This is a genomic window from Amycolatopsis sp. NPDC004368 (assembly GCF_053602515.1).
In genome coordinates this window covers 128,622-147,661 of sequence record NZ_JBSGDT010000023.1, presented here as the reverse complement: position 1 = coordinate 147,661, position 19,040 = coordinate 128,622, and the positions used below count along the sequence as shown (strand labels likewise).

Annotated in this window: 21 protein-coding genes; 10 read left to right on the top strand and 11 right to left on the bottom strand. The window is 71.1% G+C overall.

The annotated features are described in order from the left end of the window. Positions 1-105 precede the first annotated feature (105 nt). Positions 106-1,158: a TetR/AcrR family transcriptional regulator gene (locus ACWEOE_RS28345; RefSeq protein WP_452014361.1), complete on the bottom strand. Its 1,053-nt coding sequence runs from the start codon at positions 1,156-1,158 to the stop codon at positions 106-108. Between the two features lie 103 nt (positions 1,159-1,261). Here ACWEOE_RS28345 and ACWEOE_RS28340 point away from each other — a divergent pair, with 103 nt between their 5' ends. The 3 genes from ACWEOE_RS28340 to ACWEOE_RS28330 all read left to right on the top strand — a co-directional run bounded on the left by ACWEOE_RS28340 (position 1,262) and on the right by ACWEOE_RS28330 (position 3,674). Next, complete coding sequence (locus tag ACWEOE_RS28340) at positions 1,262-2,398, top strand: cytochrome P450 family protein (RefSeq protein WP_452014359.1); 1,137 nt, start codon at positions 1,262-1,264, stop codon at positions 2,396-2,398. A gap of 109 nt (positions 2,399-2,507) precedes the next feature. Continuing rightward, entirely contained in the window at positions 2,508-3,098 is a 591-nt protein-coding gene (locus ACWEOE_RS28335; RefSeq protein WP_452014357.1) for an HdeD family acid-resistance protein, read from the top strand. Positions 3,099-3,152: 54 nt separating this feature from the next. Next, positions 3,153-3,674 carry a DUF6069 family protein gene (locus ACWEOE_RS28330; protein WP_452014355.1) on the top strand — a complete coding sequence of 174 codons (522 nt, stop codon included), beginning with the start codon at positions 3,153-3,155 and terminating at the stop codon, positions 3,672-3,674. Between the two features lie 464 nt (positions 3,675-4,138). On the opposite strand, the gene ACWEOE_RS28325 is transcribed toward ACWEOE_RS28330, so the two are convergent. After that, positions 4,139-4,936 carry a DUF1295 domain-containing protein gene (locus tag ACWEOE_RS28325; RefSeq protein ID WP_452014353.1) on the bottom strand — a complete coding sequence of 266 codons (798 nt, stop codon included), beginning with the start codon at positions 4,934-4,936 and terminating at the stop codon, positions 4,139-4,141. Between the two features lie 54 nt (positions 4,937-4,990). Here ACWEOE_RS28325 and ACWEOE_RS28320 point away from each other — a divergent pair, with 54 nt between their 5' ends. Next, positions 4,991-5,482 (top strand): DUF2781 domain-containing protein, encoded by a 492-nt coding sequence (locus tag ACWEOE_RS28320; protein WP_452014351.1) that lies wholly within the window; start codon positions 4,991-4,993, stop codon positions 5,480-5,482. On the opposite strand, the gene ACWEOE_RS28315 is transcribed toward ACWEOE_RS28320, so the two are convergent. Then, positions 5,466-6,002 (bottom strand): D-alanyl-D-alanine carboxypeptidase, encoded by a 537-nt coding sequence (locus ACWEOE_RS28315; protein WP_452014349.1) that lies wholly within the window; start codon positions 6,000-6,002, stop codon positions 5,466-5,468. The genes ACWEOE_RS28320 and ACWEOE_RS28315 overlap by 17 nt on opposite strands. Before the next feature lie 222 nt (positions 6,003-6,224). Between ACWEOE_RS28315 and ACWEOE_RS28310 the strand changes: the two genes are divergently transcribed. The 3 genes from ACWEOE_RS28310 to ACWEOE_RS28300 are packed head-to-tail and all read left to right on the top strand — an operon-like array spanning position 6,225 to position 8,823. Then, positions 6,225-6,920, top strand: coding sequence for a response regulator (locus ACWEOE_RS28310; protein ID WP_452014347.1), 696 nt, complete (start codon positions 6,225-6,227; stop codon positions 6,918-6,920). Further along, complete coding sequence (locus ACWEOE_RS28305; RefSeq protein ID WP_452014345.1) at positions 6,917-8,350, top strand: ATP-binding protein; 1,434 nt, start codon at positions 6,917-6,919, stop codon at positions 8,348-8,350. The genes ACWEOE_RS28310 and ACWEOE_RS28305 overlap by 4 nt, the downstream gene beginning before the upstream one ends. Then, positions 8,347-8,823 (top strand): hypothetical protein, encoded by a 477-nt coding sequence (locus tag ACWEOE_RS28300; protein WP_452014343.1) that lies wholly within the window; start codon positions 8,347-8,349, stop codon positions 8,821-8,823. Before ACWEOE_RS28305 ends, ACWEOE_RS28300 begins: the two co-directional genes overlap by 4 nt. Before the next feature lie 2 nt (positions 8,824-8,825). Here ACWEOE_RS28300 and ACWEOE_RS28295 read toward each other — a convergent pair whose 3' ends face one another. Beyond that, entirely contained in the window at positions 8,826-10,025 is a 1,200-nt protein-coding gene (locus ACWEOE_RS28295; protein ID WP_452014341.1) for an MFS transporter, read from the bottom strand. A gap of 207 nt (positions 10,026-10,232) precedes the next feature. Here ACWEOE_RS28295 and ACWEOE_RS28290 point away from each other — a divergent pair, with 207 nt between their 5' ends. Next, positions 10,233-10,838, top strand: coding sequence for a TetR/AcrR family transcriptional regulator (locus ACWEOE_RS28290; RefSeq protein WP_452014339.1), 606 nt, complete (start codon positions 10,233-10,235; stop codon positions 10,836-10,838). On the opposite strand, the gene ACWEOE_RS28285 is transcribed toward ACWEOE_RS28290, so the two are convergent. Both ACWEOE_RS28285 and ACWEOE_RS28280 read right to left on the bottom strand, forming a co-directional pair. Next, positions 10,835-11,938, bottom strand: coding sequence for a Gfo/Idh/MocA family protein (locus tag ACWEOE_RS28285; RefSeq protein ID WP_452014337.1), 1,104 nt, complete (start codon positions 11,936-11,938; stop codon positions 10,835-10,837). The genes ACWEOE_RS28290 and ACWEOE_RS28285 overlap by 4 nt on opposite strands. Then, positions 11,935-12,666 (bottom strand): sugar phosphate isomerase/epimerase family protein, encoded by a 732-nt coding sequence (locus ACWEOE_RS28280; protein ID WP_452014335.1) that lies wholly within the window; start codon positions 12,664-12,666, stop codon positions 11,935-11,937. The genes ACWEOE_RS28285 and ACWEOE_RS28280 overlap by 4 nt, the downstream gene beginning before the upstream one ends. 177 nt (positions 12,667-12,843) lie before the next feature. Here ACWEOE_RS28280 and ACWEOE_RS28275 point away from each other — a divergent pair, with 177 nt between their 5' ends. Continuing rightward, a complete protein-coding gene (locus ACWEOE_RS28275) occupies positions 12,844-13,071 on the top strand; it encodes a three-helix bundle dimerization domain-containing protein (RefSeq protein WP_452014333.1) in 228 nt (75 codons plus the stop codon). A 4-nt stretch (positions 13,072-13,075) separates the two neighbouring features. Here the strand turns inward: ACWEOE_RS28275 and ACWEOE_RS28270 are convergent, their stop codons facing one another. The 5 genes from ACWEOE_RS28270 to ACWEOE_RS28250 all read right to left on the bottom strand — a co-directional run bounded on the left by ACWEOE_RS28270 (position 13,076) and on the right by ACWEOE_RS28250 (position 17,186). Continuing rightward, the gene (locus ACWEOE_RS28270) at positions 13,076-13,870 is read right to left on the bottom strand and encodes an SDR family NAD(P)-dependent oxidoreductase (RefSeq protein WP_452014331.1); all 795 of its coding nucleotides are present in this window, start codon (positions 13,868-13,870) and stop codon (positions 13,076-13,078) included. 50 nt (positions 13,871-13,920) lie between these two features. After that, entirely contained in the window at positions 13,921-14,700 is a 780-nt protein-coding gene (locus ACWEOE_RS28265; RefSeq protein WP_452014329.1) for a histidine phosphatase family protein, read from the bottom strand. Positions 14,701-14,730: 30 nt separating this feature from the next. After that, complete coding sequence (locus ACWEOE_RS28260; RefSeq protein WP_452014327.1) at positions 14,731-15,741, bottom strand: hypothetical protein; 1,011 nt, start codon at positions 15,739-15,741, stop codon at positions 14,731-14,733. 81 nt (positions 15,742-15,822) lie between these two features. Further along, entirely contained in the window at positions 15,823-16,347 is a 525-nt protein-coding gene (locus ACWEOE_RS28255; protein ID WP_452014325.1) for a GNAT family N-acetyltransferase, read from the bottom strand. Between the two features lie 107 nt (positions 16,348-16,454). Beyond that, positions 16,455-17,186: a FadR/GntR family transcriptional regulator gene (locus ACWEOE_RS28250; protein WP_452014323.1), complete on the bottom strand. Its 732-nt coding sequence runs from the start codon at positions 17,184-17,186 to the stop codon at positions 16,455-16,457. Positions 17,187-17,411: 225 nt separating this feature from the next. Between ACWEOE_RS28250 and ACWEOE_RS28245 the strand changes: the two genes are divergently transcribed. Next, positions 17,412-19,025, top strand: coding sequence for an ABC transporter substrate-binding protein (locus tag ACWEOE_RS28245; protein ID WP_452014321.1), 1,614 nt, complete (start codon positions 17,412-17,414; stop codon positions 19,023-19,025). Positions 19,026-19,040: the final 15 nt, after the last annotated feature.

The following is a 19,040-nucleotide window of genomic DNA, read 5'->3' as shown; positions in this document are numbered from 1 at the left end:
CTCAAGCAGTTCCGTGCCATCGCGACCCGGTTCGACAAGACCGCCGCCTCCTACCGGAGCATGATCGATCTGGCCACACTGCTCATCTGGCTTTGGGGACAGGCCCTAGCGCGTGGCCGCCGCGTGGCAGGCGCCGAAGCCCTCGGCCCGGCGCACGATCCGCCCGGATGCCAACCGCACGGCCGTTTCCGTCGCGTCGCTCACCGCCGAGACCCCGGCCGCCGAGGCGACGGCGCCCGTGTCGTCGCGCAGGACCTGAAGCCGGGGCCAGGTCGACGCCGGGAAAGCCTGACGCAGGAACCCGCGCAGCTCGGCCAGCGCCAGGTGCGTGAGCGGCGCCAGCTCCGGCGCCGAACCGGTGACCACGGCGACCGTGACCGCCGCGCCCGGCGCCGCGGCGCGGACGGCTTCCTCGGCCGCGGAAAGCCGGTGCAGCCCCAGGATCGCGACCACACCGTCGCCGGAGAGGTCGGCCGGCTCGGCGCGCAGTGAGTCGAACGCGGCCGGTGGCACCCACGGTTCGTCCACCACCTGGGCGTGGGCGACGATCGGCGGCACGGCCGGCCAGGAGTCGGCCAAACCGAGCGCGGGCACTGCCTCGCACGCGCGCACGACGTTGAACGGCTCGCCGAACCCGGGCGCGGCGGCGGCGAGGCCGGTGGCGCCGTGCAGCGTCGTGAGCGCGAGTTCGGCGACGCGCACCAGGCGACCGGCGGACGGCGCGAGCCGTTCCAGCGCCAGGCCGAGGACCACGGCTTCGAAGCGCAGCAACTGGGCATACGGGCGGTGGGTGAGCTCGTCGGCGAGGATTTCGGGGCCGAGGTCCACACCGAGGCGCGAGCCGGGATCGGTGGCCAGCGGCAGGCGCGCGACCCAGGTCCGGGCGAGCGCACCCAGGGCTTCGGCGGTGGTGAGGCCCGGGTCCGTGTTCGGCGGCTCGGCGGCCAGCCGTTCCGCCTCTTCGGCGAGCACGGCGAAGTACAGCGCGCGCTTGCCGGGGAAGTTGGAGTAGACGGCGCCGCGGGTGAGCTCGGCGCGTTCGGCGATCACGTCGATCTTCGCTTCGCGGAAGCCGCGCTCGGTGAACTCGTCGCGCGCTGCGGCGAGCACCTTCGCGCGGTTGCGCTCCTGAGCCTGCGCCCTGGTCGGCCGGTCCATCGTCCTCCTCGTGCTCCCGTGCTGGTCACGATAGCGTCGGTGTACATATGATGAGACCATCTGATTTGGTCATTTCAAATCGGACCGACCTGAGGAGCCGCTCGTGACCGACGTGCCCGAGATCGACCTGACCGACCCCGCGGCGCACCGCGACCCGTTCGCCGTCTACGGCGCCGCCCGCGAGCACGGCCCCGTGGCCAAGCTCGTCGGCCCCGGCTTCGGCCCGTTGTGGGTGCTCACGCGCCTGGCCGACGCCCGCGCGATGCTCACCGACCCGCGTTTCGCGCTCGGCCCCGGCAGTTACCAGCACCTCGACGTGCCCGAACACTGCCGGCCATACCTGCGGACCATGCAGGAGATGGAGGGCGCCGAGCACCGGCGGCTGCGCGGGCTCGTGTCGCCCGCGTTCACGGCGCGGCGGGCGGCGGACTTCCGGCCGCGGATCGAGGCGATCGTGCGGCGGCTGCTCGACGAGCTGCCGGCCGATGAGCCGGACCTGCTGGCCGGCTTCGCGAAGCCGTTGCCGATGGAGGTGATCTGCGAGCTCGTGGGCGTGCCGGCGGCGGATCGGCCGCGCTGGCACGAATACGGCCAGAACGTCGTGGCGGGCTCGGGCGAGAGCTTCGCCGCCGCGGTGCCCGGCATCATCGACGGCGCGCGCGGGCTGACCACCCCGCCGGCGAGCGCGTTCCTCGAACTGCTCGCCGGCACGGAAGGGCTGACCGAACCCGAGCTCGTCACGCTCGTGTGGCAGCTCGTGCTCGCCGGGCAGACGCCGGCGAACCTCATCGCCAACGCGATCGTGGCGCTGCTCACCCATCCCGAGCAGCTCGCGGTGCTGCGCGCGGAGCCCGAGCTGTGGCCGACGGCCGTCGACGAGCTGCTGCGCTGGTGTGGACCGCAGCTGCTGACGATCCCCCGGCCGGCCACCGAGGACGTGACTCTGCACGGCGTCGCGATCCGCGCGGGCGAGCCGGTGTCGGCGGCGATCGCGTCGGCCAACCGCGACCCGCGCGTGTTCACCGATCCCGATCGGTTCGACGTGCGCCGCACCGAGGGCGGGCACCTCGGCTTCGCGTACGGGCCGCACTTCTGCCTCGGCGCGGCGCTCGCGCGGGTGGAGACGGAGGTGGCGTTGCGGGGCTTGCTGGAGCGTTTCCCCGCGCTGCGCCTGGGCGACGTGCAACGCGCATCCGACCCCGGCACCTGGCGGCTGGCGGCACTTCCGGTGAGCTTCTGACGTCCTCTTCGGACACTTCGTCACCGATCGGGTGAACAGCGCAACGGTGCCCGAATCTTGCCGCGCTGCTAACGTTTTCCCAGGTCAGCATCATGCTCGGGAGGCAGCCATGTCCGCACACAGCTCAGCTCCGATCGGCGGTCTCGTGCTGGACCCGCGGCGGACGTGGCCGCTCGTGCTCGTGCGTGGCGTGCTGGCGGTGGCGTTCGGCGTGATCGCGCTGATCTGGCCCGGGGTCACGGTGCTGGCGCTGGCGTTCGTGTTCGGTGTCTACGCGCTCGTCGACGCCGTGGGCGCGTTCATGCAGGCGTTCCGCCCGGGCGATGGCGCGCACCGGTTGATGTACGCACTGCTGGGCCTGCTGGGGCTCGCCGCGGGGGTGCTCGCGCTGGTGTGGCCCGGCGCGACCATCCTCGTGCTGGCGACACTCGTCGGGGCGTGGGCGGTGGTCACCGGGGTCGCCGAGATCGTGGCCGCGATCCGCCTGCGCAAGCAGATCACGGGCGAGGCCTTCCTCATCGTGGCCGGCGCGGTGTCCGTGATCGCCGGGGTGCTGGTGCTCATCCACCCCATCGCGGGGGCGTTCGGGATCGCGCTGCTCATCGGCATCTACGCGCTGCTGTACGGGATCATGCTCGTCGTGCTGTCCTTCCGGCTGCGCCGCGTCGCAAAACTCGAGCAAGCGAACGAGCCCGCTTAGGACGACAATCGAGGGAGACGGCTTCGGCGACTTCGGTATCGGAGGGGATCCGTGATGGCACAGAACCCGTACGACCAGAACACCCGCCCCGGCATCGACGCCGCACGCCTGTGGGCGGGCGGCGTCGCCACCGCGGTCGTCGCGGCCCTGGTCGCCATCGTCGGCATGCTCATCGCCCGCGGCATCTTCGACGTGCCCATCCTCGCCCCCAAGGGCGAGGGCGCCTGGGGCAGCGCCAGCACCACGACCTACGCGCTCTTCGCCGCGCTCGCCGCCCTGCTCGCCACGGGCCTCATGCACCTGCTGAGCGTGGCGACGCCCGCGCCCAGCCAGTTCTTCGGCTGGATCATGGTGCTCGTCACGCTCATCGCCGTGGTGCTGCCGCTGACGCTGACCGTCGACTCCAGCGCCAAATACGCCACCGCCGCGATCAACCTCGTGATCGGCTTGGTGATCGCGATCGTGGTCAACAGCATGGCCGCCAACGCCCGCACGGTCCACCGGCGCAAGTCCGCCGGGCCCGACGCCCCGACCCAGCAGTGGAACGAACCACCGTCGAACTTCTACGACCGCTGAGGCAATTCCTTTCACGGACGGCCGGGTGGGGACTGCGACATTTCGCGATGAACGCGGATCCGGGTACGCCGCCACCTTTGGCCCATACAGCGCGCCCGACGCCGAAGCCGGGCTGGCCACTGACGGTCCTGCCGATGGGGCACCTCAGACGGGTGGGTGCCGGCGTCTTTCGTGAGGTAAGTGTCCACTGAGGACGGTAACCTCCGCATGCCCTACGAGCTGCCGAGCTCGAATGCCGGGCTCGCGGCTCACCGAGACCAGCTGCAGCGAGTGACCACCACCCTTGCCCGACGCGAGACACCACCCCTGCCCCAGGCGAGCGACCACCACCTCGCCAACGCGACAGGTCGTACCAACGCAGGGCCGCATGAACCCAGGCCCCTCCCCGCCCCCGATCCGAAGCCTCCTTGCACACTCCAGCTTCGGGGTGCACGCCCAACGCAAGCCGCCCTGCGAGGACCGCCTCACACCCTCACCCGGCGCCGTGGGAACCACGGCACCACCGCCGAAGTCCGCTTCTGGTACTCCGCGTACTCCGGATACCGCCCCCGCGTGATGGACTCCGTGAAGATCGTCGACCCGACAAACAGGAGCGTCAGCAGCACCGCACCCGCGATCGTCCACGGAATGCCGCCGAAGGCGATCACACCGAAGAAGAACACCAGCCACCACTGGGCCTGCTCGAAAAAGAAGTTCGGGTGCCGCGAGAACCGAAACAGCCCGGTCGAAAGGAAACGCGGGTCCGGCGACGCCACCGACTTCTTCCACTGGTGGAAGTTCCACTGCTGCTGATCCGCCACCGTCTCCCCCACCAGGCACGCGAGGAAGACCACCGCAACCACCACGTCCCACGCGGAAAACGCCGAGCGGTACGACAGCGCCGTCCACGCGGGCAAGGTGATCAGCAGCAGAATCAGGTTCTGGTAGATCGTGATGAAGAAGAAGTTGAACACCTGGAACTGCCACGGCGCCATCTTCCCCCGCAGCACCACCCACCGGTAATCCTCGCCGCCGCGGGCGTAGCCGCCCTTGCGGGCGAAGTTGAACGTCAGCCGCAGGCCCCACAGCAGGACCAGGACGAACATCACATCCAGCCGGGGATCGGTGAAGCCCGCGAAGCCGGCGAAGATCGCGACGTAGGCCACGGGCACCAGGGACCAGATCCGGTCCACCCACGAGTACTCCCGCGTGATCACCGAAAGCACCCAGCACAGGGCACACACACCGGCGAAGACGCAGAGGCAGACCTGGAACGCGTTCATGCCCGCACTCTACTTGCCGGATGACCGCGCAACCCGTCCGCTTAGGATCATCGTATGAACCTGCCGCTGCGCCGACGCGGGATCGACATCTTCTTCGCGATCGTGTTCGCCGCGTTCACGATCACGTCGCTCATCAGCGACCTGTTGCCGACCGTGGGGGTCGACTTCTCGCGCCCGTCGGACAACTTCTTCGTGAACTCGAACTACTGGTACGCCCACGACGCCGACATCCTCTTCATGCACCCGCCGGACTGGATGCGGATCGTCACGGGGCTCTCGGCGTTCGTGTACATGCCGTTCTACGTCGTGCTCGTGGTCTGCCTGCTGCTGGGCAAGAACCGGATCCAGCTGTTCGCCGTGATCTACGCGACGATGATCGTCACGCTCACCGGCGTGGTCGTGTTCGGCGTGGAGTTCTTCGGGGACCCGGCGATGCGCACGGGCAACCCGGCCAAGTTCCTGGCCTTCAACCTCTGGTACGTGCTCGTCCCGCTGCTCCTGCTGGTCCGGATGCGCAAGCCGATGCCGTTCACCCGGCGTTTCTGAGCACCGCGGCACCGGGGTGCGGCAAGCGCATCGGCACCGTGTCGGGGTGGTACTCGAAGTGCCACCACTCGTTGTCGTAACGGCGGTGCAGGCGGAAGGCCGCGCCGTGGCGTTCGAGCCAGGCCGCGCCTTCCGTGGGGCGCACGTCGAGCGCGAAGCCGGCCACGTGGGCCGACTCCTCGGGTGGCAGCACGAGCCGGCGCGCCGCGTGCGCCGAGCCCGTGCGGCAGACCTCGGCGGTGAACATCGCGTGCTGCTCGGCGGCGTCGCGGTGGCCGGAGGTGAGGCCGATCAGCTGGCCGTCGCGCCAGAAAGCCTCGGTGCGCGCGGCGGTGAACGCCTCGCGCGCGGCCCCCGTGAGGCCGGCGAGGTCCTCGGCCGGGTAGCGCACGGCCAGCGCCCACTGGCAGGCGCGGCGGCGGGCGTCCCGCGGCGAGCGCACGAAAGCCACCGGCAGCAGCAGCTCGGCCAGCAGCCGGGTGGCCGCGGCGTAGGCACGGGAGCGGAGCGGTTCGGTCATGGTGACCACCTTCGGGCCCGCGTGTGCGCCGACCGTCGGCGTCGCGTGCGCGGACCCCGACAGTTCTGTAACAGCTCCGCACGGCCGCCGGCTGTTACGCAACCATGACAGTCCGCGCACCGACCCGTGAGACGGAACGCGGATCCTCGCCGGAGGTGTCCGCTGTGGACTGTCCGGGCCTCGGACGGGCGGCCGCCCCGTTGCGCTGCGATAGTGGGAGACATGCCCCGGGTGCTGTTGATCGAAGACGACCAGGCCGTGCGAGACGGCCTGCAGATCGCCCTGACCTACCAGGGTCACACCGTCGACGCGGTGGAAAGCGGCGAGGCAGGGCTCGCGCGGCTGGGCACCGAGCCGGCCGATGTCGTCGTGCTCGACCTGATGCTGCCCGGCATGGACGGGTTCGAGGTGTGCCGGCGCATCCGCGCCACCGGTGACCTGCCGATCATCATGCTCACCGCACGCAACGACGACATCGACGTGGTCGCCGGGCTGGAAGCCGGCGCCGACGACTACGTGGTCAAACCGGCGCAGCCGCGCGTGCTCGAAGCGCGGATCAAGGCCGTGCTGCGGCGCACCGGCGGCGAGCAGCGCCAGGCGGGCACGCCCAAACCCGAGATCGAACGCCACGGCGAGCTCACCATCGACCGCGACGGGCTCGTCGTGAGCAAAAGCGGCCGGCCCGTGAGCCTCGCGCCCACGGAGCTGCGGCTGCTGCTGGAGCTGTCGGCTTCGCCGGGGCGGGTGCTCAGCCGGCAGCAGCTGCTGGAATCCGTGTGGGACCAGGGTTATCTCGGCGACTCGCGGCTCGTCGACGCGTGCGTGCAGCGCCTGCGCGCGAAGATCGAGGACGACGCCGCGGCACCCGTGTACGTGCAGACCCTGCGCGGGTTCGGGTACCGCTTCGGGCCCCTGTGACCGCCGCGCGGTTCCGGAAACTCTGGCCGGGCTGGGGCCTGCGCACGCGGCTGCTGCTCGCGTTCGTGCTGCTGAGCGTGCTCACGACCATCGCCGTCGCCGGCGTCGGCTACCGCACCGCCCGCAACACGATCCTCAAGAACTCCCAGGACAACGCGGTCGCGGAGCTGCGCAGCCGCGTCCAGCCGGCGTATCCCCTGCCCGCGCGGCCCACGCGGGAGATGCTCGAGGTGTTCGCGGGCAAGATCGCCGAGCGCGACGACGCGGCGCTCGTGATCTCGGGGGCCACCTCGGCGGGTGATCTGGACCGCTCCCTGATCACGCCCGAGCTCGAGGAGTTCGTGGCCCAGGGCACGTTCGCCTGGCAGCGGGTGGACGTCGGCGGCGAGACCCGGCTGCTGGTCGGGACCCAGCTGCGGCTCACCACGAACCAGTCGCACGTGACCACGCCGTCCGGCATCGACGTCTACGTGCTGGAGCCGCTGACCGCCGAAAGCGAGAGCATCGCAGAGCTGGCCCGCAGCGCGTGGCTGACCGGCACCGGCGCCGTCGTCCTGGCGCTGCTGCTGGCGCTCGCCGCCGCCCGCAGCGTGCTCGGGCCGGTGCGCGAGCTGCGCCGCGCCGCGCACCGGCTCGGCGAGGGTGACCTGGACACGCGCCTGACCATCCGCGGCACCGACGAGCTGGCCGAGGTGGGCAAGACGTTCAACACCACGGCCGAATCGCTGCAGCACCACGTCGGCGAGCTGGAGCGCATGGAGTCCGACGCCCGCCGCTTCGTCGCCGACGTGTCCCACGAGCTGCGCACCCCGCTCGCGGCGATGACCGCCGTCACCGACGTGCTCGAGTCGGAGGTCGCCGGCCTGCCCGAGATCGCCGGCCGCGCGGTGCGGCTGGTGAGCCAGGAGACGCACAACCTCACGCGGCTGGTCAACGACCTCATCGAGGTCACCCGGTTCGACTCGGGCTCGGCGTCGCTCGCGCTCGACGAGGTGGACGTCGCCGAGGCCGTCGGCGCCACGCTGCGCGCCCGCGGCTGGCTCGGCGAGGTCGTCACGGACCTGCCGCCGGGAGTCCGCGCCCGGCTGGACCCGCGGCGGCTCGACGTGATCGTCGCGAACCTCGTCGGCAACGCCCTGCGCCACGGCGCGCCGCCGGTGCGGCTACGGCTGAGCGCGGCCGACGGCTCGCTCGCGATCGAGGTGACCGACGAGGGCCCCGGGCTCGACGAGGAGGTGCTTCCGCACGTGTTCGACCGCTTCTACAAGGCTGACACCGCACGCAGCCGTTCGGAGGGCAGCGGGCTGGGGCTCGCCATCGCGTGGGAGAACGCCCGGCTCCACGGCGGCCTGCTCACCGCCGCCAACCGCCCGCAAGGCGGCGCGAGCTTCACCCTGCGCCTGCCGCTCGACCCCGGGAGCGCGTCGTGATCCGGCGGGTGGTGGCAGGGCTCGCGCTGGTCGCGCTGGCCGCGACGGCCTGCGGGGTCCAGCCCAGCGGCGCGATCTCGGGTGACGCCGCGCCCAGCGGCCCGGCCTCGACCCCCGCCGGGGCGCAGCCGACCACCTCGATCTACCTCGTGGCCGACGGCGCCGTCGTCCAGGTCAGCCGTTCCGGTCTCAACCAGGGCGACAACACCCTGATCGACGCCCTCGCGCAAGGACCGACGGCGGCGGAGCGGGCGTCCGGGCTCACCACCGAAGTCCCGCAGGACGCCGTGCCGGCCACCGTCGCGGTCACCCCGGCCGAGGTCACCGTGCGGCTGTCGGCCGACGTCAAGTCGCTGTCGGACCTCGCGGTCGACCAGATCGTGTGCACGCTCCGGCTGCGCGATGCCGCGCCCGGCGCCCGCTTCACCATCGTCGGCGGCGGCAACGTCCGCAGCGGCGACACCTGCGCCTGAGCTCAGCTCACCTCGGCGGACTCCCGCACCTTGCGCGGCACGATCACGGGAGCCGCTACGACCGCGGCCACGCACAGCACGAACGGCACCGCGAACGCGACGTTCAACGGCATCCACCGCGTCAACCCGCCGATCAACGCCGGACCCGCCAGCAGCCCGACGTACCCGAGCCCCACGACCCGCGCCATCAGCGCCCCCGACGCCCGGGTGTCCAGGTTGCCCGCCGCCGTGAACAGCTGCGGGACGCCGCCGGCGAGGCCCAGACCGAAGATCGCCCAGCCGACCAGCGCGAGCGGCACCCAGGATGACAGCGAAGCCGTGGCCAGACCGACCGCGGCGAGCGCCGACCCGTACCGCACCACCGCGACCGGACCCGCCAGCGCGGCGACCCGGTCGGTGGCGAAGCGGCCGACGGTCATCGCCACGGCGAAGCAGCCGTACGCGAGGGCGGCCGTGCTCGCGGACGTGCCCAGGACGTCCTGCAGGTGCAACGCGGCCCAGTCGTTCGCGACCCCTTCGGCCAGCATCAGCGCGAACGCGAGCGCCCCCAGCAGCCACACCACCCGCGACGGCGTCCGTCCCGGCGCTGGTCGTGCGGTTTCGGCGTCGGCGGCCGGCTCGGGCCGCCCGGCGTCGAGCAGCAACCGCCCGGCCCCCAGCGACGCGACGACGAGCAGCGCGCCGGTCGCACTGAGCGTGACGGCCGTCGGCACCCCGGCGCCCAGCACCGCCGCGCCGGTCACGGCCGCCACCGCGCCGCCGATCGACCACATTGCGTGGAAGGCCGCCATGATCGGCCGCGGGTAGGCCCGCTCGACCACCACGGCCTGCGCGTTCATGGCGACGTCGAGGGACCCGTTGGCGAAGCCCACCAGCAGCAGCGACAGCCCGAGCGTCCACCAGCTCGTGGCGAGCCCGGGCAGCACGAGCGACAGCCCGAGCAGCACGCCCGCCGTCGGCACCATCCGCCGATGCCCGAACCGATCGGCCAGCGGCCCCGACACCTGCATCCCCGCGAACGCCGCCCCGCCGAGCACGAGCAGCAACGCGCCGAGCGTGGTGTGCGAAATCCCGGTGGCGCGCTCGACGACCGGGATGTGGACCACCCACATGCCGATGGCGAACCCGTTGAGCGCGAAAAAACTCCAGGTCGCAACTCGAGCAGCCCTCGGCAGCCGATCAGGTGAAGACGATTCGATCATTACGGTCGGATCCTTTGTGTCTTTGACCCCGGCTGTAGTTTGGCCTCGGCTCCGCCGAGGCGTGCGAGATCGCCGTTGAGCCGGCGATCTCCTCATGGGTCGAGTGTAGGGAACCGGGTTGACCAGTAGGGGGTGCGCAGGAGAGGGCGACGGTGCTTCCCTGCGGCAGAATGTGGTCATGCACGCTGCCGAATCGAGCAGCCTCCCGTGACTGGGGGGTATTTGAAGGGCCGGATTCGCCGCGAGGACATCATCTCCGCGGCGGCCGTCGTGTACGGCGAGGCCGGGTACCACGGGTCGTCGTTGCGGGAGATCGCCAAGCGGGTCGGCATGAGTCACGCCGGCGTCCTGTACTACTTCCCCACCAAGGAAGCGCTGCTCGCCGCCGTGCTGGAGCGGCGGGATGCCGAGGATTCCGAGCGGGAGCAGTTGACCGTGGCGCCCGGGCTGGAGGTGCTGCGGCACTTCGTCGCGCTGGCCGAGCACAACGTGCGCCACCCCCGGATCGTCGACCTGTACTCGCGGCTGGCGGCCGAGGCCGTGGCGCCCGACCACCCCGCGCACGAGTACTTCGTGCAGCACTACCGGGAGGCGCGGGAGAGCGTGATCGGCTCGTTCCGGCTCCTGGCCACGACAGGTGAGCTCCGCGAGGGTGTCGACCCGGATCTCGCGGCGCTCACGTTCATCGCGCTCATGGACGGGTTGCAGGTCCAGTGGCTCACCACCCCCGGTGACGTCGACCTCGTGGGCTCGTTGCGCTTCTACCTGCGGACACTGCTCACCGTCCCGCTGGACCCCGAAAACCGGTCCTAGAGCGTGGCCGCGTACGGGTCCCAGCCGTCCGGCAGCGCGGGCGGCACGTCGACGGTGCTGTCCACCTCCACGGATTGACCGCGGGTGATCGACTCGTCGATGGCGAGCATCGCGTCGAGCACGTGGTAGGCCAGCTCCCCCGACGCGCGTTCGGGCACCCCGGCCCGGATCGCGCGGACCAGTTCCAGCGCACCGGTGCCGCGTGAGGCCGGATGTCCCGACGGCGCAAGCTCTTCGGGCCCGGCAGCGCCCAGCAGGTGCAGCTTCGTGGAGCCGTCGAAGCGGTTCGGGTCCGGCAGCACCGCGGTGCCGAGCGCACCCGACACCTCGACGAAACCCGTGCGGGTCAAGGCGGAATCGAAACTCAGCACCACCTGAGCGCTGCCACCGCGGGTGAACTCGACCAGCGCGGTCACCGTGGTCGGCACGGTCACCGCGAACGCCGTGCCGGCCCGCGGACCGGAGCCGATCACGCGGGTGTCGCGCGCGCGGCCACCGGCGCCGGTCACCTTGTGGATCGGGCCGAACAGTTGCACGAGCTCCGTGAGGTAGTACGGCCCCATGTCGAGCAGCGGGCCGCCGCCGTGCTGGAACAGGAACTCCGGCGCCGGGTGCCAGCTTTCCGGACCCGGTGTCTGGAACAGCGCCAGCGCCGTGCGGGGTTCGCCGATGCGGCCGGCCTCGATCGCGCGCCGGGCCGTCTGCAGGCCGGCGCCGAGCACGGTGTCGGGGGCGCTCGCCACGCGCAATCCCTTCTCCTGCGCGCGATCCAGCAGTTTGCGGCCCGTCTGCCGGTCGAGCGCGAGCGGCTTTTCGGTCCACACGCTCTTGCCCGCGTCGAGCACCGCCAGCCCGACCTCGACGTGCGCGGCCGGGATCGTGAGGTTCACGACCAGCTCGATCGCCGGGTTAGCGAGCAGTGACGCGACGGTTTCCCCTTGCGGCACACCGTGTTTCGCCGCTTGCGCCTGCGCGCGGGTCACGTCGAGATCGGCGACGGACAACACGCGCACGTCGGGGAAGCTCGTGAGGTTCTCCAGGTACGTGTCGCTGATGACCCCCGCGCCGATCACACCGACGCCGACCGGCCCCGACGTCACCGCGCACCCTCGAGGTAGCCGAAGCTCGCGGCGATGCCGTCGAAGATGTCGCCGTCGTAGCGGTCGAACTCCACCACGCGCAGCGCGTCGGGCGCGGCCGCGAGCACGTCGGCGAGTGGAACGCTGCCCTGGCCGGCCGGGACCTGGCCGGAGGCGTCGGTGGCGAGCGCACCGTCCTTCACGTGAATGGCGTGGACCCGTGAGCCGAGCCGGCGCAGCAGCTCCGGCGCGTTCTCGCCGCCCGCGGTGGCCCAGTAGGCGTCGACCTCCAGGGCGATCGCCGGGTCGAGCCGGTCGGCGAACACCTCGAACGCGCTGCGGCCCTCGATCCGGGACTCGAGCTCCCACCAGTGGTTGTGGTAGCCGACCCGCACGCCGTGCTCCTCGGCGACCTTCGCGGCGGCGTTGAGCGCCTCCGCCGTGGCCGTGATGTCCGCGAGGTCCTGCCACAGCTCCGGTTTCACCAGCGGATCGATCACCACGGCGATGCCGAGCTGCTTCGCGGCGGCGAACACGGCGTGCTGGTCCTCACCGATCAGCTTCGCGTGCGCGGTCGGCGCCGTGAGCCCGTTGGCGGGCAGACCGGCGGACAGCGCCGCGACGTTCTCGACCACGCCGTACGGCTCGACCTGGGTGAACCCGATCGCGGCGAGCCGCCGCAGGGTGTCCGCCGGGTCGGCCGCGAACGCGTCACGCACCGAGTACAGCTGCACGGAGGGCTTGCCCATTCCAGCTCCTTGGCCTCGCGGTTCGGCGCCCGCAGCGCCGTGTCGCCTGAATTTCTACCACCTGGTCAAAATTGACACCAGGCGTTTCGACCCCGGTCCACACGTTCGCCCGCCGTTTGAGCAAGGTCCGTCGCGGGCAGCAACCACCCAGGGCCGAAACCACGGAAAGGGACGGCGATGACCCATCAAGGCATGGACGACCTCATGCTCCTGGGCGAAGAGGAGAGCTTCTCCGCGCTCAAGTCACGGCTCGTCGACGAGTACGGCAGCTCGCGCGAGACCGAGATCAGCCGCACGATCACCGCGCAACGCCGGCACTTCGACGACGCCGGCGTGCGCAGTTTCCTGCCCGTGCTCGTCGAACGGCAGGTCCGCGACCGCCTCGGCGAGCCACGCGGGCGCTGAGCCCCTACGGGAGGATCGAGTCCACGTAACCACCGTCGACGCGGACCGCGCCACCGGTGGTCGCCGAAGCCAGCGGTGAGCTCAGGTACACCACCAGGTTCGCGATCTCCTCGGGCTCGATCAGCCGCTGCAGCAACGACTGCGGCCGGTGCGTTTTCATGAACTCCCGCTGCGCCTGCTCCCACGGCAGATTCTTGTCCACGAGCTGGTAGACGAAGTCCTCGACACCCCCGGTGTGCGTGGGCCCGGCGATCACGGAGTTGACCGTGACGCCGGTCCCCGCCGCCGCCTTCGCGAACCCCCGCGAAACCCCGAGCAGCGCGGTCTTCGACATGCCGTAGTGGATCATCTCGGCCGGGATCACCACGGCCGAGTCGCTGGCGATGTTGAGCACGCGCCCCCAGCCCCGCTCGGTCATGGCGGGCAGCGTCAACCGCGTGAGCCGCACGGCCGCGAGCACGTTGACCTCGAAGTAGCGCCGCCAGTCGTCGTCGGTGATCTCCAGCGGTTCCCGCGCACCGAAGATGCCGAGGTTGTTCACGAGGATGTCGACCCGCCCGGCGGCCTCCAGCACCGCGTGCGCGCCTTCGTCGGTGGTCACGTCGCCCGCGCCGGCCACGAAATCACCGTCGGGCACCTGCCTGCCGAGCTCCTCGATCGCCTTCGCCACGCCGGCTTCTCCGCGCCCGTTCACCACCACCCGCGCGCCCGCCCGCGCGAGCCCCGCGGCGATCGCCGCGCCGATCCCCTGCGTGGACCCGGTGACGAGCGCCGTCCTGCCGTCGAGGTCGAGCTTCATGGTTTCCCTTCCGCCGTCGGTGATCTTGTACCCATCCTCCCGCCGACGGCTCAGCTCGGCAGGGTGGCGAGGTGCCCGGTCGCCTGGGCGAGCGTGAGGCGGAACGCACCACCGGCGTCGCGCTGCCACGCGGTGACGGAGCCGTTGGGCACGTCCGTGCGCGCGGCCGCAGTGAGCAAGTCACGCTCCGGCACGGATTCGAGGACGTAGCGCAAGGCGAACACGATCATCTCGTGAGCCACGAACACCACCCGCCTGCCGGGCGCCTCGGCGCCGTGACTATCGGCGCTGTGATTATCGGCGCTGTGATTATCGGCGATGAGGTTTTCGAAGCTGTGATTTTCTGAGCGCAGGTCCGCGAGCACGGACCGCACCCGCAGCACCACGTCCGCCCACGACTCGCCACCCGGCGGCCGGTAGTAGAACTTGCCCAGGCGCTCCTTGCGCCGCTGCTCGTCGGGCATCCGCGCGGCGACGCCGTGGCTGGTGAGCAGGTCGAGCACCCCCAGTTCGCGGTCGCGCACGCGTTCGTCCACGCGCAGCTCACAAGGCGCCCAGCTGCCGCACTCCGCCGCCGCGGCCAGCGCGAGCCGCGCCGTGGACAGGGACCGCAGGTAGGGCGAGGCCACCACGAGATCGGGCCGGGCCGTCGCGAGCCAGTGGCCGACCGCGCGGGCCTGCCGCTCGCCGAGCTCGTCGAGCGGCACGTCGGCGTCGCGCTCCGCGAGGTCGATCACCTCGTGCCCGGCGGCCTCCGCGACCTCGCGGGCCACGTTCCCCGTGCTCCGGCCGTGGCGCACCAGGGCCACCCAGTCCAGTCGTGTCGTCACAAGGTCCTCAGTACCCGAAACGCGGCGCTTTCACAGCAGGGACCGCATGCGCGCCACGGCCGCGTCGGCCTCCCAGGGCGAACGCCGGCCCAGGCCGCCGGACGTGGCGACGTCCACGGTCCGGCCCAGCGCCGTTTCGACGTGGTCGCGCACGGTGAGCTGGGCGGCCTCGTCCTGCCGTTCGTGCGCGATGCCCGCGACGACGACCGCCGGGCCGGGCCGCAGGTGTCGCAGCGGCGCGTAGAAGGCGGCGTCGACCGGCGGTGGCTCGTCGCCGCCGGACATCGGCAGGTGCACGTAGTCCAACGGGCGCCGCGTCGGCCAGCGGCGCACGATCGCGTTGGCGAGCGCCACCACCGGCGCGGCCGAGCGGGGCTGGCGCAGCGCGCCGTGGCCGAGGTCGCCGAAGCACAGGTGCACGCCGAAGCGGGTGCCTTCCGGCGCCCGAGCCGCCTGGCGCGTGACCAGACGGGCCATCACCTCGGCCAGGACCCGGCGCAACGGCGGCGGCGCGGCGGTCACCGCGATCAACGCCAGGGGCAGCTCCAGCTGGAACACCACCCGGTCGCCTGCCGCGAGCTGCACGCGCTCGATCTGCGTGCTCGCGGCCCGCAGGAACGCGCGGGCGTGCTTGAACACCCCGAGCGGGCCGAAGATGAACAACGCCATGTCGAGGTAGCCCGGCACACCCACCTGCAGCGGCTGCTCGGCCGTCGCGGGCGTGCCGGCCGCGCGCAGCAGCTCCAGCTCGGCGAGCGCGTCCTCGGCGAGGTGCAGCGGGATCCGCGCCGGGTCCAGCCGCTTCGCCACGAGCCGGTCGGTGTCGTCGTAGCCGGTCCAGTCCCCGTCCTTGACCACGCGCACACCGGCGGTGTGCTTAAGCTCCTTGACCACCGGCACGAACCACTGCAAGCGCTTGCCCGTCTCACCGCCGCTGATCCAGCGCAGCTGCCCGGCAAGCTCGCCGCGCTGCCACCGGAACGCCTCTGCCGCGTCCGCGAACTGCGGCAGCGTCCCCACGAAGTGCAAACGACGATCCATGACCACCAGAATTGCGCAGGCACCACACCCGGATGAACCCGCGCATAACGAGACGTGTCCGAAAGGCCACGCGCCGTGTGCCTACCCGGTAGTAAAGTCCTTGCGGTACACGAAGAAGTCGCACGGGGTGGCCAGCAGCGGCACGAGGTGCGGGTACACGTCCTCCACCGTGGACTTCTCCTCGATGCGGTACCCCAGCCGCGTGCACCAGGCCGCGAGGAAGTCCTTCGACGGGTGCCTGAACGACCGCGGCACCAGCAGCTCCAGCTGCATCCGCCGGTGGCCCAGCTGCCGGCAGTACGCCTCGGCGAAGTGCACCAGCTCGCGCCCGACACCCGCGCCCTGCACATCGGGGGCGGCGGCCAGCAGACCGAACTCGCCGGCGCCGTCGGCGACCGTCCGCACGCGCACGGACCCGACGATCCGGCCGGCCAGGCGCGCCGCGGCGATCTCGCCCGCCTCGACGAGCCCCGCCACCTCGGCCGCGTTCGCCCGGGGCGCGTCGCCCGCCCACAGCCCCGCCTCGGCGTTCTGGTAGACGGTGTTCACCACGGCGGTGATCGCGGCCGTCACGTCGTCGTCGGCCGCGGCGGATCGCGACAGCATCCCGACCTCGACTGCGTCCAGGGCGCACCTCCCCGTCGCCGCCCAGTGTATGAAGTCGCGCGGGACGTCACCTGGTCACAGCACCACGGAGAAACAACGCCGCCGGCTCACAGCACCACGGAGTCGGCTTCCACCGGCCGCGCCTCGCCGAACCCGCCGTAGCGCCCGGCCTTCGCCCGCTTGCGCACCTCGTCGAAGTGCCGGTGCACGGCCTCGGCCGCCGCGTCGCCGTCGCGGGAGACCAGCGCGTCGACGATCGCCTGATGCCGCTTGGCGGTGCCCGCGGGCGACGACGCCGGCCCGCCGAGCTCGGCTTCCGCCGCCCGGTAGACGTCCCAGAACAGCCCGGTGAGCTCGCGCGCCAGGTCGAAACCCGCCTCCGCGCAGATGAGGTCGTGGAACTCCCGGTCGGCCACGGCCGAATCGGGACCCTTGCGGCGCATCCGCGCGACGCAGTCCTCCAGCTCCGAGATCAGCTCGGGCCGGTGCGACAGCGCGACCCGGCTGGTCAGCTCGGTCTCGATCATTTCGCGCACCTCGAGCAAGTCGCGCAGCCGGCCGGCGTCGCTCGCGCCGCGGGTGCGCGTGCGGAACAGCAGCCAGGTCTGCAGCGCCTCGGAGCCGGCCGAGCCGACGAAGGTGCCGTACCCGTGGCGGATCTCGACGATGCCCAGCGCCTGCAGCGCCTTGATCGCCTCCCGGATCGAGTTGCGGCTCACCCCGATGTCCTCCATCAGGCTGAGCTCCGTGGGCATCGGCGCGCCCGGCGGGAGGTCGCGATCGATGATCAGATCGATGATCCGCTTGGTGATCTCTTCACTGCGTTGCGGGCGCGCCAAAACAGTCTCCCCGGATGTTTCTTTCCTTCGCTGGCACGTCGCCATCAAAGGACATCCTACGTCATACCTCGTCGAATCCCGGGGAGATCCCGGCCGGCTGCCGAAAACGCGCCGTCCCCTTGACCGGTACCCGGAGGAGTTCTAGGGTTCGGCGAAGTCATAGGACGTCCCACGTCCTACTTCTGATGACTTCTGGTGGGCGACACACACAGTCAGGAGACACCGATGTCCCGAACCGCCATGGGGACCGGCCCCGCGTTCGACCGGCGCACGCTGCTGCGCTACGCGGGCCTCGTGGGCGCGACCGCCGCCTTCTCGTCGACCATCGCCGCCTGCGGCGGCCCCGCGTCGACGAACAAGACCGGTAGCTCCACCGATTCCCTCACCGCTGTCGTCGGCTACGGCAACAACCAGTCGTGGGACCCGCTGCAGACCGCGTCGGCGTTCTCCATGGCCGCCATCCTGCACAGCTACGAATCGCTGGTCGAAGGCGACCCCGTCACGCGAGCCCCGTTCCCCGGCCTGGCCAAGGCGCTGCCGGCCGACGTGAGCGGCACCAGCATCGAGTTCGAGCTGCGTGACGGCGCCAAGTGGCACGACGGGCAGCCCGTGACGGCCGACGACGTGGTCTTCACCTACGCCCGCGCGCTCGACGCGAAGGAGAACGTGCTCATCCACAGCTTCTTCGCCCAGTGGCTGCAGGAGGTGAAGAAGGTCGACGACCACACGGTCGAGTTCGTGCTCAAGTTCCCCTTCCCCTACGCGCTGCAGCGGATCCAGACCTGCAAGATCCTGCCCAAGCACGTGTTCGAGAACAACTGGCCGCTCGCCGCGGGTGGCAAGGTCGTGGGCTCGGGCCCGTACAAGGTCACCGAGCAGGCGCCGCTGTCACACACCTCGTTCGAGAAGTTCGCTGACTACAACGGCCCACGGCCCGCCGCGTACCAGAAGATGCTGTGGAAGTCCATTGTGGATTCAGCGCCGCGCGTGGCCGCGATCTCCGGCGCGAAGCCCGACGCGCAGATCGTGGAGAACATCCCGGCCGCCAACGCCGACCAGCTGCGCAAGGCCGGCCGCACCGTGGAATTCGCCGACGGCGGCAACAACCTGTACCTGATGTTCAACACGGCTCACGCGCCCTTCGGCGACAAGCGCGTGCGCCAGGCGCTGCACTACGCCATCGACAAGAAGAAGATGATCGACATCGGCCTGCGCGGCACCGGCACGGCGGGCACATCGTTCATCAACCCGAAGCTGCCGCAGTCGCAGCCGGCGTCGCAGAGCTTCGAGTTCGACCCGGCGAAGGCCAGGCAGCTGCTGGCCGAGGCCGGCGTCACGAACCTGAAGATCTCCCTGTCCACCACCAACACCTCGCTCGTGCTCGACTGCGTGAAGGTGATCAAGGAGGGCTGGGACGCCATCGGCGTGGAGACCACTTTGGACTCGCAGGACACGAAGGCGCTGTTCTCCAAGCTTGACAACGGAAACGACTTCCAGGTCGTGTCCACCACGAACAACCCGATGCAGTTCGGCAACGACCCCGACCTGCTCATCCGCTACTACTACGACGCCGCTTCGCTGATGATGACCAAGTACGCGCGCTGGAACAACGCCGACACCCAGGCCCTCCTGGCCCTGCAGAACCAGGCCGCCGCGGAGCAGGACGAGACCAAGCGCAACGGGCTCAACAAGCAGCTGCTGGACCTGATCTCCGAGCAGGCCGTGATTTACCCGATCGTGTTCACCCAGCTCGGCACGGCGTGGGACCCGAAGGCGATCACCGGCGTGCGCGCGCAGGGCTACCCCGGCATCTACCTCAACCAGGCCAAGCCGGTCTGACGCGGGAGGACCCCT